The organism is Rhodococcus tukisamuensis NBRC 100609, from assembly GCF_001894985.1.
Lineage (GTDB): Bacteria > Actinomycetota > Actinomycetes > Mycobacteriales > Mycobacteriaceae > Rhodococcus_G > Rhodococcus_G tukisamuensis.
The window spans coordinates 42,543-55,832 of sequence record NZ_BCXG01000027.1; the positions used below are offsets into that span (position 1 = coordinate 42,543).

12 protein-coding genes are annotated in these 13,290 nt (G+C 70.1%); 5 read left to right on the plus strand and 7 right to left on the minus strand.

Annotated features, from left to right (window positions below; genetic code table 11):
* Positions 1–7 precede the first annotated feature (7 nt).
* Positions 8–775, minus strand: a complete 768-nt coding sequence (locus RT2_RS21175; protein ID WP_083577533.1) for a DUF11 domain-containing protein — start codon at positions 773–775, stop codon at positions 8–10.
* A 337-nt stretch (positions 776–1,112) separates the two neighbouring features.
* Between RT2_RS21175 and RT2_RS21180 the strand changes: the two genes are divergently transcribed.
* Positions 1,113–1,592: an alpha-isopropylmalate synthase regulatory domain-containing protein gene (locus RT2_RS21180; RefSeq protein WP_072846777.1), complete on the plus strand. Its 480-nt coding sequence runs from the start codon at positions 1,113–1,115 to the stop codon at positions 1,590–1,592.
* 12 nt (positions 1,593–1,604) lie between these two features.
* Here RT2_RS21180 and RT2_RS21185 read toward each other — a convergent pair whose 3' ends face one another.
* Positions 1,605–2,084 carry a hypothetical protein gene (locus tag RT2_RS21185; protein WP_072846778.1) on the minus strand — a complete coding sequence of 160 codons (480 nt, stop codon included), beginning with the start codon at positions 2,082–2,084 and terminating at the stop codon, positions 1,605–1,607.
* Between the two features lie 45 nt (positions 2,085–2,129).
* Positions 2,130–3,611, minus strand: a complete 1,482-nt coding sequence (locus RT2_RS21190; RefSeq protein WP_072846779.1) for a glycoside hydrolase family 183 protein — start codon at positions 3,609–3,611, stop codon at positions 2,130–2,132.
* 188 nt (positions 3,612–3,799) lie between these two features.
* Between RT2_RS21190 and RT2_RS21195 the strand changes: the two genes are divergently transcribed.
* Positions 3,800–5,134: an ABC1 kinase family protein gene (locus tag RT2_RS21195; protein WP_083577534.1), complete on the plus strand. Its 1,335-nt coding sequence runs from the start codon at positions 3,800–3,802 to the stop codon at positions 5,132–5,134.
* Positions 5,135–5,165: 31 nt separating this feature from the next.
* A complete protein-coding gene (locus RT2_RS21200; RefSeq protein ID WP_083577535.1) occupies positions 5,166–5,897 on the plus strand; it encodes a rhomboid-like protein in 732 nt (243 codons plus the stop codon).
* A gap of 122 nt (positions 5,898–6,019) precedes the next feature.
* Here the strand turns inward: RT2_RS21200 and RT2_RS21205 are convergent, their stop codons facing one another.
* A complete protein-coding gene (locus RT2_RS21205) occupies positions 6,020–8,233 on the minus strand; it encodes a thiamine pyrophosphate-dependent enzyme (protein ID WP_072846781.1) in 2,214 nt (737 codons plus the stop codon).
* A 117-nt stretch (positions 8,234–8,350) separates the two neighbouring features.
* Positions 8,351–8,752 (minus strand): VOC family protein, encoded by a 402-nt coding sequence (locus RT2_RS21210; RefSeq protein WP_072846782.1) that lies wholly within the window; start codon positions 8,750–8,752, stop codon positions 8,351–8,353.
* A 229-nt stretch (positions 8,753–8,981) separates the two neighbouring features.
* Here RT2_RS21210 and RT2_RS21215 point away from each other — a divergent pair, with 229 nt between their 5' ends.
* Positions 8,982–9,743: an SDR family NAD(P)-dependent oxidoreductase gene (locus RT2_RS21215; RefSeq protein ID WP_072846783.1), complete on the plus strand. Its 762-nt coding sequence runs from the start codon at positions 8,982–8,984 to the stop codon at positions 9,741–9,743.
* A gap of 16 nt (positions 9,744–9,759) precedes the next feature.
* Here the strand turns inward: RT2_RS21215 and RT2_RS21220 are convergent, their stop codons facing one another.
* On the minus strand, positions 9,760–10,248 hold the full coding sequence (locus RT2_RS21220) for a heme-binding beta-barrel domain-containing protein (RefSeq protein ID WP_072846784.1): 489 nt from the start codon (positions 10,246–10,248) through the stop codon (positions 9,760–9,762).
* A 144-nt stretch (positions 10,249–10,392) separates the two neighbouring features.
* On the opposite strand from RT2_RS21220, the gene scpC reads away from it, so the two are divergent.
* Positions 10,393–11,904 carry a succinyl-CoA:acetate CoA-transferase ScpC gene (scpC, locus tag RT2_RS21225; RefSeq protein WP_072846785.1) on the plus strand — a complete coding sequence of 504 codons (1,512 nt, stop codon included), beginning with the start codon at positions 10,393–10,395 and terminating at the stop codon, positions 11,902–11,904.
* 5 nt (positions 11,905–11,909) lie between these two features.
* Here scpC and RT2_RS21230 read toward each other — a convergent pair whose 3' ends face one another.
* Positions 11,910–13,085 carry a winged helix DNA-binding domain-containing protein gene (locus RT2_RS21230; RefSeq protein WP_092776459.1) on the minus strand — a complete coding sequence of 392 codons (1,176 nt, stop codon included), beginning with the start codon at positions 13,083–13,085 and terminating at the stop codon, positions 11,910–11,912.
* Positions 13,086–13,290 lie beyond the last annotated feature (205 nt).

Sequence of the window (13,290 nt, forward strand, 5' to 3'; positions counted from 1 at the left end):
TGACGAACTAGCTGGCGCTCTTCAACGCGCTGCCGATCACCTCTCCGAGGAACCCGGCCGGGTCCTCGATGATCGCGGAGCCCGCCGAGCCGGTGCCGTCGGACGAGCCCAGGCCGAGCGCGGCCGAACCACTGCCCACACCCTCGACCAGGTTGGCGTTGCGCACGGTCGCGAAGACGCCCATCGGGTTGAAGCTCTGGGTCGACGCGAAGAACAGCACGTCGAAGGCCAGCCCGCTGTCGAACGCCTCGCCGACCTTGGCATCGGACGGCACCAGGTACGTCGCCTCGAAGGTCAGGGTCTTCGCGTCGATGGACGAGACCAGCCAGCCGGTCGGGCTGGACACTCGGATGTAGTTGTCCGCGACGTTCACCTCCGGCGTGACGGACTCCTTCGTCTGGCCACCGATCAGGTGCCAGGCGTTGATCGAGGCACTGCCCTCGACGTACTCGAATCCCGCGGGGTGGATGTCCTTGATCTTGGTGATGCCGCGATCCAGGCCGCTCGGAACCGTGAAGGTGGTCCGGTAGGTCACCTTCTGGCCCGGGGCGACCTTGCCGTCGCCGACGACCTGCTTCGTGACTGAGATGTTGTCGGCGGTCTTGGTGGCCGAGCGCGGCTTCTGCGCGGCCGGGGACTCGGGGGCATCGGACGAGCCGGCGCTGCCGAAGTCGGACGAGCCGGCTGCCGAGGCAGTGCCCACGGCGAGTCCGCCCGCGAGCAGGGCGGTGGCGGCGACGACGGATGCGACGCGGCGCATCGAGTTACGGGACATACAGATCCTCCAGTGTGTGGAACCGGTGCACGACGGCATTCTGGGCAAATCCGCAGGTCCTGACCCCGACTTCGACCCCCGTCACGCCTCGTGTCCTTTATAGGACAAGCGTCCAGTTGAATGTCCGGTTCCAGAAAACAGTCACTGTGGCGCTGGTCACCACTCGCCGCGAGGTAACCGGAAGGTTGCGCCGACATCCGAACGCGCTTACGATGGCGCCCATGAAGCGCATTCTCGTAGTTCGTCGCCGTAGCGGGGTCTGATTCGGACCGACCCCTCGCTGCGGGTCGTTGAGCTACGCGTTGGTCCTCCCCTCTCCACCAGGAAGACCACGAGAATGAACACTCACCGCGCTTTCACCACTCATTCCAGCACCGCCGCCGACCCATTCGCGCAGCAATTCGGCTCCCCGATGCCCCGCGAACTGCGCACCGAAGCCGCGGACATGAGCTGGCAGACCTTCCTGAAGACCTACTCGCCCTCCAGCGGCCCCATCCGCTTCGGCCGCTGGTCGACGCTCAGTCTCGGCGCCGGCCGCAGCGAGTTCAAGGCCACGCTCGGCCTGGGCGACGCCATCCACCAGGCCACCGCGATCGCCTGCGGACCCGTCTCCGCGCTCACCTCGATGCTGCACGACGCGGGCTTCCAGCTCGAGATCCTGGACTTCCACCAGCAGGGCCTGGCCGACGGCCGCGCCGCGACCTTCCTGCTGTGCGAGCACGCCGGACGCCGGCACTGGGCATTCGGGATCGGCGACGACGCCACCGACTCCTCGGTCCGGGCGATGATCGCGGGCGCCAACCTGCTGCACGGCTGAGACCGGGTGGGCTCAGGGCATCTCGACGGTCTGCGCCCGCTCGATCTCCGCGACCGCGCGCCGCAGGTAGCCGGACGCCGGAGCCTGCGCCGCGCCGAGCAGGTCCGCCAGCACCAGCAGCGCGTGCCGCACCAACCCGAACCGGTCCGAGGCACCGAACTCCTCGTCCGGGTCCGACAGCCCGAGCGAACCGGTCAGGACGGCCACCAGCAGCGGGACCTGCAGGTCGGGCACCCAGACGGCTGCCGTACGCGCGCAGCGTTCGAGGACGGCCTGGACGGCCTCCCCGGTGAGGCCGTCCGGGTGCAGGTCCTCGAGAAGTTCACGGACCATCGCGGAGTGCACCGCCCGCACCTGCTCGAGGTCGACGGCGCGCAGGCGCTCGCTCGCCTCGACGAATACCCCGAGGTCGGCGGCACGCGCCGCGGTCGCCGCGTCGTCGGTGGCGGACGCGATGTCGCGGACCGCGCGCGGCCAGTCGGCGGGCCACATCGGTCGATCTCCTCCTTGCCTGGGCGCGCCGAAACTCGTTTCAGTTCAAGATAATTCGGCCCGCATCAGAAATACGTTGTAGTCGGACCAGGTCGACAACATGAAGTACAGTTCGCCGTCCGTGGACCAGGGGTGGATGAATCCACCGTACAACTCCGGGTACCTGTCCACTCCGACCAGCGGCGTCGACTCCGACCAAGACCCCTGCGGCGCCGCGGACTCCCGCAACGTGATCGAGGTCTTCGCGGTGTCGAGGTACGTCATCTGCCACCGGTCCCGGCCCGCGTCGTACCGGACCGACAGTTCGCCCGCCGGGCCGCTCAGGATCGGGGTGGCCGAGGCCGCACCACCGACCGCGGTCCACGTCCCGGAACTCCAGTACTGGTACGCCGACTTGTTCAGCACCTGGTCCTCCGGCACCCGCGCGAGTCCGATCTCGCCGAGCCGGGTGTTGGGGGTGCCGAACATGTACACGTAGCCACCCTGCGGCACCATCGCGGTCACCTGGAACCGGGCCAGGCCGAAAATGTTGTCCCACTGGGCATACGGATCCTTGGTCCAGGTCTGACCGCCGTCGTCGGAATAGGCTATGCCGCCGTGGTTGGTGAACATCGTGCCCGGGATGCTGTTCCAGGTACGGATCGACATGTAGCTCAGGTACTGCCGGGAGCCGAGCGCGAATCCCGATGTGGGGATCGTGGTGATCTCCACGTTGTCGAGCTTGCGACTGCCCAGGATCTCCGCGGCGTGGCACCGGCTGTCCTGCACCATCTCGTCGAAACTCATTCCGTTCGAGAGGTTTCGGTCGGTGCTGAAGGCAAGGACATTGCTGCGCCAGTCCTGGCCCTGCCCGCCCGGCGGGTGGAAGTCGCGGCCGACGGTGTCCCCGAAGGCCACCGCGATCTTGCCCGGCTCGCTCTCCCACATGATGCCGAGGTCGGTGCCGTCGACCTGCCAGCGCTTGTCGGTGCGGTTGACTGAACTCGCGCCGGTCTCCTTGGCGACCATCGTGACCGCACCCACCCGGGGTGCGGCGAGCGGTGGTGCGAGCGGAGCGTTCTCGGTGACCGGGTGGGCAGGCACCGGCGGGTCCGGCAACAACGGGCCGTTGCCCGAACCCTGAACGGGAATGCCGAAGTTGAACGGGGTGAAGTTGGCACTGATCTGCGGCAGGCCGAGCGTGCTGGACAACCCCGTCGCGGGCGGCAGTGGCACGTTCGTCAGGTCGGGGCAGGGGTCGGCACACGGGTCCGCCGGCAGCGGCGGGGCGTCGATCCGTATGGTCGGCGTCTCCGGCGCCGGGAACGGCACCTCGATGATCCGTGGATAGGGGATCGGCACCTCGAGCCGCTCCGGTATCAACGACGCGTGGGTGGCGGGCGGATCGGTCGAGCACGGACCGCTGCCCGGTAGCCCGTCAATGCTGCGATCCGGACCCCCTGATTCTGCTGAGGCGGCCTGGCCCCCGACGACACCGACGCCCGAGGCCAGGACTAGGACTGCGACCACTGCGAAAATCCTGCGCATAGAACCTCCTTGGGTGTCAGGATGCACCATCGGGGCCCGCAACCGCGGAAGGCGATCGACGTTTCTCGGTCGCGCCCCTAAGCTGGCTGGCCGAACGCGAAACGAGGTGTGAGGCAGTGCCCGGACAGTTCCTGCGTCCCGTCGGCCCCTTCGAGTCGGGTCCGCCCAGCCACGCATTGACAGTGGACATGCCCGAACTGGAGCGATTCGGCCTCGCGCAGCTGTGGCGGGCGCTCGTGGTCGCCGCGGTCATCACTGCCTGCGTGCTGTTCGCACTCGGGACGAAGCCCTTCACCCGCCGCGGGATGAGCTGGGCCGACGCCGCATCCGAGGGCATCGTCGACGCCTTCGAGGCGCTGGGTCCCACCTTCGTCAAGCTCGGCCAGCTGATGGCGTCGTCGCCGGGTGTCTTTCCGGCACCGCTCGCGAACGCCTGCCTGCGCTGCCTCGACGACGTGCCGCCGGTCTCCGCCCGGTCCGCGAGGTCTGTGATCGAGTCGGACCTCGGCCGTCCCGTCGAGGCCCTGTTCACCGAGTTCGACGACACCCCGCTCGCGGCGGCGTCGGTGGCCCAGGTGCACGCCTGCGTGCTGCCCGACGGACGGCAGGCGGTGATCAAGGTGCAACGACCGGGCATCTACCACCGGATGCTGGTGGACCTGCGGACCGCGTACTGGGGCGCCCGGCTGCTGGAGCGGCTCAGCGAGTTCTTCCGCATCGCAAACGCCACCGCCATCGTCCGGGACCTGCACCGCGCCACCATGACCGAGCTGAACAGCGCGGTCGAGGCGGACCGGCAGACCCGCTTCCGGACGGCCCTGTGGTCGTTCGGTGACAACCATGGGGTGACCGCGCCGGAGGTGTACTGGGAGTACTGCGGCCCGCACGTGATCTGCATGGAACGCATGCACGGCACGCCGCTCGACCGGATCGACCCCGGCGAACGCCCCGACAGCCAGATGCTGATCCGGCGGGGCGTCAAGGCCTGGATCGAGGCGATCACCGTGCACGGCCCGTTCCACGGCGACGTGCATGCGGGCAACCTGTGGGTCCTCGACGACGGTCGCATCGCGATGCTGGACTTCGGCATCGTGGGCGAGCTGCCCGAGTCGTGGCGGGGCGTCCTGAAGGACATGTTCTACGCGACGCTGCTCGACGGCGACTTCTCCCGGGTCGCCCGCGGACTGCGCGGCCTCGGCTTCACCACCGACCTCGAGGCCAGTGACGAGGAGATCGGCCAGCAGGTCGGGGCGGTGCTGGCGCCGGTGTTCGCGAACGACCTCGGCGAACTCAAGCTCAGCTCGCTGATCATGGCGCTGGTGCAGATCGGCAAGCTGTGGGGCGTCGCGAGCCCGGAGGAGCTGGTGCTGTTCGGCAAGCAGCTCGGCTACTTCGAGCGGTACGCGACCCGGCTGGCGCCGGGCTGGGTGATGGGACGCGACCTGTACCTGTTCCGGAACGTCTTCCCGGAGGCCGTGCAGGCCCGGACCGCCGCTCTCGGGATCACGCTGCCGGAGGACTGAGAAGTCGTCCGGCGGGGCGCACACTGGTCTGGTGACGGTCTCCCTCCGGCGACGCCTGGCGCCGCTCCCCCGCGCGGCGTGGCGGTACGTGCGGCGCGCGCCCGGCACCTTCGTCTGGCTGGGCATCCTGCTGGCCACCTCGATCGTCGTCCACCGACTCTCGCCCGGCGCCGAACGGCACGTGCTCGGCAGCCGCTCGACCAACCTGCACCACCTGCAGGAGGATCCGCTGCGGGTGCTGGTCACCAGCGCATTCTGGCTCGCAGGCGGAGGCTGGCCGCTCTACTTCGTCGTCTACAACCTCTTCCACGTGCCAGCCGAGCGCTGGCTGGGCACGCTGCGCTGGCTGGCCGTGGTGGTGATCGCACACGTCGGCGCCACCTACCTCAGCGAAGGCGTCCTCTACTGGGCGATCCAACACGGTCACGCCCCGGAATCCGCCGCCTTCACCCTCGACGTCGGCGTCAGCTACGGGCTGGCCGGCGTCGTCGCGGTGTTGACCTACCGGATCGCGAAGCCCTGGCGGTTCGTCTACCTGGCGGGGGTGTTGGTCTTCTTCGGGGTGCCGCTGCTGAGTTCGCCCAACTTCACCGACGTCGGGCACTTCACCGCGGTGCTGATCGGGCTCGCCTGCTACCCGATCGTGCGGGGACGGCCGGGGGTGTGGGACCCGGTCGCCGCGGTCAGGTCCCTGCGGCGCCGGGCGCACCGGCCGACCGCGGCTGCCGTACGTCAGTCGACGGACAGTCCGGTCACCGAATAGGGCGCAGCTCGGTCGCACCCGTCACCGCGGCGTGGCGGGTGCATCGCCACCGCGTAGTCGACACCGGTCAGGCACGGCTGCTTGTCATACGCGGCAGGGTCCCACGGCTCGTTGCCTTTCCCTCACCTACGCACCAACGCTTCCGCCGCGTCGACGATCTCGTCCTCCGAGAGCAGGACCAGCCGGGCCGCGTCGCCGAGCGGGACGAAGCTGTCGGCGCTGGCAACCCGGTCCATCGCCCCGGCGAAGCCGTGGTCGACCAGGGCAGCGAGTACGCCCTCCGAGACACCCCCAGAACGCCGTGTCTCGTCCGCCACCAGCACCCGGCCGGTCGCGGACGCCTCGCGGAGCAGGTCCTCGACGGGCAGCGGGATCAGCCAGCGCAGGTCCAGTACGCGGGCCTCGACTCCCCGGCGTTGCAGCCGCCGCGCCGCACGCAGACTCAGGAACAGCCCGTTGCCGAAAGTCGCGATGGTCAGGTCCCGACCCGAACCGTAGGTGCGGCCGCGGCCGATCGGTACGTGCGACGACGCCGGCGGGTACGGCGCCGACCACTGCCCGTCGCCGGGCTCGTACAGGTCCCGGGTGTGGTACCGCGCAATGGGTTCGAGGACGACGCACACCGCGCCGCTCGCCCTGGCCGCGGCCGTACAGGTGTGCAGCATCGCGGCCGCGTCGTCGGGCCTGGCGGGCGAGGCCACCACGATGCCGGGGATGTCGCGGAGAACCGCGACCGCGTCGTCGTTGTGGAAGTGTCCGCCGAAGCCTTTCTGGTAGCCGTACGCGGCAACCCGCACCACCATCGGGTTCCGATACCTGCCGTCCGAGAAGAATGCCAATGTCGCTGCCTCGCCCCGGATCTGGTCCTCGGCATTGTGCAGGTAGGCCAGGTACTGGATCTCCGCGATCGGGAGCAGGCCGCTGAGCCCCGCCCCCGCAGCCAAGCCCAGGATCGCCTGTTCGTCCAGGACTGTGTCGAAGACGCGAGCGGCGCCGAACCGGGCCGCGAGGCCACGGGTCACCCCGTAGACGCCGCCCTTGCGGCCGACGTCCTCCCCGAACACCAACGCCTCCCGGCAGTGCGCCAGGATGTCCCCGAGCGCGCGGTTGATCGCCTGCGCCACCGTGAGCGATGCCGCAGGCTCGACCAGTTCCTCTGCACCGCTGGATGATCGACGGACAGAGTCGACCGCGGCGGCCACCGCGCCGGGATCCGGCGGCGCGAGCGGGGCCGTCACCGCGGCGGCGGTGAGGAGCCTCGGCTCCCCCGCCACCTCGTCCGCGAGCGCCCTGACCCTGCTCCGCATCAGCCGGTACCGGTCGAGCACCTCCGCCGGGGTCAGCAGCCCCGACTCCACCAGCAGCCTCGCGGCCGCCGACAGGGGGTCGCGGCGCTCGTCGGCACCGATTTCGGCGGGTGTCCGGTACGCCGACTCCACGTCGGACCCCGCGTGCCCCATCAGCCGCACCGTCCGCAGGTGCAGGAACACCGGGCGACGCCGCCCCCGGACCCGGCCGGCCGCGTAGCGGGCCGCGTCGAACGTCCCGGCGAGGTCGGCCCCGTCCACCGCGAGGTACTCGAGGCCGGCCCGACCCGAGTAGGCGGCCTCGACCCACCCCGGCGGCGTCGGCACGCTGATCCCGAGGCCGTTGTCCTCGCACACCAGCAGCAGCGGCATAGGCAGGCCCCGGAACGCCGTGTTCGCCGCGGTGTTGATCGCACCGACGGCGGTGGAGTGGTTGGCGGAGGCATCCCCGAAACTGCACACGACCACCGAGTCCACGGGCCACCTCGGCACCACCCCGAGCCGGGGCACCCGCCCCAGGGCAAACGCCACTCCCACCGCGCGCGGCAGATGCGAGGCGACCGTGGAGGTCTGGGGGATCACCGCCAGGTCCTCGCGACCGAAGACCTTGTGCCTGCCGCCCGAGATCGGGTCGGCCGCGGCCGCCACCACCCCGAGCAGCACGTCCCGAAGCGCGTCGTGCAGCCCGGCCTCGCCACCGACCTGCCGCGCCCGTTCCAGGAAGAACGCCCCCGAACGGTAGTGCAGCAGTGCGGGATCCGTGGGTCGCAGCGCCCCGGCCACCGCTGCGTTCGACTCGTGGCCGGCCGAGCCGATGGTGTAGTAGCCCTGGCCCCGCGCCCGCAGCTCACGCGCGGCCAGGTCCAGGTGCCGGCTGCCCAACTGGGCGTCGAACAGCTCGAGGCACCGGGCCGCGGTGAGAGCCGAACCCTCACGCACGGGTGCCGTCGGGGCGGGCGAGCGACCAGGGGTCGGGCTCACCATCGCCCCGACGGTCTCGACGAACTGCTCGTCGATCGATTCGGCCATGCGAACCGTCCTGCCCTCGTGGGGTTTACGCGCAGTTCGAGCCTAGGCCGCCGATGGCCGGTGCGTGCGCCGTAGCCCTGTCGGCGTCAGTCGCATGCACCGGCGGCGCCGCAGCGGTCAGCCGACGGCGGCGGGGTCCATCCACATGACCTCCCAGACGTGCCCGTCCAGGTCCCGGAACGCGCGGCCGTACATGAAGCCCTGGTCCTGCGCCTCCATCCAGGCCGAACCACCGGCACCGATGGCGGTGTCGACGATGGAGTCGACTTCCTCACGGCTGTCCGCGGAGATGCACAGCAGGGTCTCGCGGGCCTTCGAGGTGTCGCAGATGTCGTCGGCGATGAAGTCTCGGAACCGCGCCTCCTGCAGCAGCATGACGGTGGTCAGGTCGTTGATCACCATCGACGCACAGTTCTCGTCGCTGAAGGTCTCGTTGAACCCGAAACCGAGTCCGTCGAAGAACTTCCGGGTCGCGTCGATGTTCTTCACCGGCATGTTCACGAAAAGCATTCGGGACATTGTGGGGCTCCTTCGTATGGGGTCCGACGGTTCACGTCCTCATCCGTGAGGACGTTCGCAGGTACAGACCCACGCCGCAACGCGAACTCATCGGTCCGCTGGTCAGCGGACTCCCGGCCATCGAGAGCACCGCCCCGGACCCCGTGGCCGACTGGTTCACTTCGCGTCGACAGAGCCGACGCCACACCGGGGTCGGATCACGGCAGGCGAACACGTGGAGAGGCTTCAGATGGGCAAGCTGGACGGAAAGATCGCGCTGATCACCGGGGCAGGACAGGGCGTCGGCCAGGGCATCGCGTTCGCGCTGGCCAAGGAGGGCGCGGCAATTGCAGTGGTCGGGCGCACCGAGTCGAAGCTGATCGAGACGTGCGAGAGCATCCGCGGGTTCGGCGCGCGAGCCGAACCGATCGTCGCCGACATCGCCGATGCCGGCCAGATCACCGCCGCCGTCGACGCGACCGTCGCACGGTTCGGCGGCATCGACATCCTGATCAACAACGCCAGCCTCAACCCGCTCGGCCCCGTCCTCGACCTCGACCCCGACGCGCTCGCGGCCGGGCTGAACTCGGGCCCGGTCGCGACGCTGCGGACCATGCAGGCCTGCTACCCGCACATGAAGGCTCGCGGGGGTGGCGCGGTGGTCAACATGGTCAGCGCGGTCGCGGTGCGCTGGGACGCGAGCACCTACGGCGGCTATGCGGCGGTCAAGGAGGGGGTGCGCGCCCTGACCCGCGCCGCGGCCTGCGAGTGGGGGGTGGACGGTATCCGGGTCAACGCGGTCGCCCCGCACGCGCAGACACCGGGGCTGCAGCGGTGGGCCGACGCCCGCCCCGACGAGGCGGCGGCGTTCGTCGCCAGCATCCCGATGCGCCGGATCGGCGACGCCGAGACCGACATCGGTCAGGCGGTCGCGTTCCTGGTCGGCCCGGACGCCGGCTACCTCACCGGCGCGACCATCCCGCTGGACGGCGGGCAGTCCCGCTGGGGCTGATGCCCCGCGGTCCGGCTCAGCCTCGCTGAAGCCGGGCCTGCAGGTGGTGGGTCATCGGCGTCTCGGCATGCGACATCCACATGTCATAGGTGAGGACGTCGCCGACCACCTCCAGCCGACGGCGGAGCCCGTGCACGGGCTTGGCGTCCGGCGACGCACTCAGGGTCAGTTGCGTGAGCTCCAGCACCCCGTCGCGCACCTCGCCGCGGTGCAGCTCGACGAACCCGGTGGGCTGGCTGACCAGCAACTCGACGGCCTCGCCCGCCGCGCGGCGCAGGTAGCCGTTCTCGGTGTGCATCGGACGCTCGCGGCCCGGCGACCAGGTCCGCGAGCGGTACCCGAGGAACGGCTTGCCGGGTGTCGTGGTGAACTCGATCTCCTCCTCGTAGGAGAAGTCGTCGATGGTCGGGTAGTGCCCGTACCCGCCGCCGACCCAGCGCCCGGCAAACGGCGCCAGCGAACCGAGCGGGTCCGGGGGCGTCGAGCGGTCCTCGGCGTCGGTCATTGAAGTACCTCCGGTGCCCGGTCTTTCGCGATTGTGCGGTCCGCGACCACGGTAGTGGACGGCCGCGCATGCAGTCGCCGGGATCACACCCGCTAGCCTGTCCCGGTGACTCCTTTACACGACGAAATCGAATCCGGGGCGAAAATGGCAAGAATTCGTAGCTCGGTATTTCGCGAGAAGGTCACCACCGCCGACGAGGCCGTCCGGCACATTCACGCCGGCGACACCGTCGCCATCAGCGGTTTCGCCAGCGCAGGCACCCCCAAGGTGATCATCCCGGCGCTCGCCGAGCGGATTCACCACGCCCGCGGGGCCGGCGTGAACTTCACCATCAACCTGCTCACCGGGGCGTCGGTCTCCACGGAGACCGAACGCACGCTCGCGGAGATCGACGGCATCGCGCTCCGCATGCCCTACCAGTCCGAGGCCACCGCCCGCCGCAAGATCAACGAGGGCCGGATGGACTACGTCGACATCCATCTCTCGCACGTGGCGCAGCAGGTGTGGGAGGGCTACTACGGCACCGTGGACGTCGCAGTCGTCGAGGTGGCCGGCGTGACCGAGGCCGGCGAGCTGATCCCGTCCGCCTCCGTCGGAAACAACAAGACCTGGCTCGACGTCGCCAAGAAGGTGATCCTCGAGGTCAACTCCTGGGTGCCGGACGCCATGACCGGCATCCACGACATCTACTACGGCACCGCGCTGCCGCCGAACCGGACCCCGCTGGAGATCACCAGCGCCGCGGACCGGATCGGCCAGACCACATTCCGGGTGGACCCGGACAAGGTGGTCGCGGTGGTGGAGACCAACTGCCCCGACAGCGCCAGCCCGCTGACCGAACCGGACGCGGTGAGCATCGCGATCGCCGGGCACGTACTCGACTTCTTCGACCACGAGGTGAAGGCCGGGCGTCTGCCGGCCGACTCGCTGCTGCCGCTGCAGGCGGGCATCGGCAACGTCGCCAACGCGGTGCTCGGTGGACTCGACCGGGGTGGCTACCGCGATCTGACCTGCTACTCCGAGGTCATCCAGGACTCCATGCTGCGGCTGATCAAGGACGGCGCCGTCGCGCACGCATCGGCCACGTCCCTGGCTCTGTCGGAGAAGGGCCTCGAGGAGTTCACCTCGAATGTCGACTTCTACCGCAACCACATCACGCTGCGGCCGCAGGAGATCAGCAACCACCCCGAGGTGGTCCGGCGACTCGGCATCATCGCGATGAACGGGATGCTCGAGGCCGACATCTACGGCAACGTGAACTCGACGCACGTGATGGGCACCAAGATCATGAACGGCATCGGCGGGTCCGGGGACTTCACCCGCAACGGCTACGTGTCGATGTTCCTGAGCCCGTCGACCGCACGCGGCGGCGCGATCTCCTCGATCGTCCCGATGGTCCCGCACGTCGACCACACCGAGCACGACACCCAGGTCATCGTCACCGAGCAGGGTCTGGCCGACCTGCGCGGGCTGTCCCCGCGGCGCCGGGCGCGCGCCGTCATCGACAACTGCGCGCACCCGGAGTTCCGGCCGCTGCTGCACGACTACCTGGCCCGCGCCGACGCGCAGCCCGGCGCGGGACACACCCCGCACCTGCTCGGCGAGGCGTTCTCGTTCCACCAGCGGCACCTGGCGACGGGGTCCATGCAGCGCTGACGCGGTCAGGCGTGCAGCTTCGCCAACGGTGACGGGAAGCGCGGCAGCACCCGGACGCCCGCGAGCCAGGCGGACAGCCGCTCGGCCTCCTCGTCCAGGGCCCGGCGCGCCTCGGAGCCGACGTCGTCGAGGAGGTGGACCACCACCTGTCCGTCCTCGTCCTGCCACCAGCCGCCGACGATCCGGCCGTCCCACCACGCGGTCGGGCCGGCGTTGCCGGCGGTGTCGAACAGCAGATCCCGGTGCGGTCCGAGGTACCAGTCCCGGTCCCGCCAGCCCATCGTGGTGGGATCCAGCGCGGGCAGCAGGGCCGCCCACGGCGCGACTGGCTCCACTTGATCCTGGTCGTCAGCGAGCAGGTAGCCGGTCTGACCGTCCAGGTCGACGGTGACGACGTCCAGCACGGAGAGCGCCTTCCGCACGATGGTCGCCGTCGACCCGAGCCACCACTTGATGTCGGCCTCGGTACCGGGACCGAAGGCACGCAGCCAGGCCGTGACCAGCCAGGCAGCACCGTCGGCGGCCGACCGACGTTCGATCGGTGCGCCGAGCCAGGATTCGGCTGTCGCCCACCGGTTCCGCGACAACCGCCAGTGCCCGTCGTTGGTGGCACGCACGATCCGACCCTCGGCCGACAGGACGGTCAGCACCCGCGGGCCTACCGACACCTGCCCGCCCCAGCTGCGGCCCTCGCCGTAGGTCATCGACCCGCGCAGCAGCGGGATCTCCTCGCGCAGTTCGGCGTACGCCGTCGGGTCGACGTCGGCGAGGGCGCCGAGCACCGCGTCGCCGGCCGCGTCCAGCCAGGCCGCGCCGTCCGTGAACAGGCCCGCCTTCTCCACCTCGCGGACCAGTCGGCGCCGTTCCGCGTCGGCGACCCGGTCGCTGGCGCCGGCCTGAACGTACGGGAGCGACTCGCGCGGGAACACGAACAGGGTGCGGCGCATCGCGAGGTGCTTGACCAGTGTGCGGTCCGCATACAGCGCCCGGTCGAGGTCCTCGACCGCCATGCCGCCGACCCGCGCCCGGGCCGACAGGTAGATGGTCGCCGGGTCCGTACCGTGGAGGCAGACAAGGCTTCTCGCCGCCTCCGTGACGTTCTCGGCGCGGGCCTCCGGGGCCAGGCGGTGACGTTGGGCCAGGCGCGCGCGGCGCTCGGAGTCGGCGATTCGGATCGGCACCCGCCCATTCTGCACCGCGCCGTTCGGCCACGGGGCGCCACGCGGGCGCAGTCGGTCGCGCGGCTGAGCGCCTCGCCAGTTCAGACGACCTCCGGCAGCACCGGAGGGAATCGCCACAGCATTCGCCCCTTCTCGGTGAGGGTGGTGTGCTCGTTCACCCGGATCATCAAGTTTCCGTCGCGGTCCTCCCGCGGGCGCAGGGCAA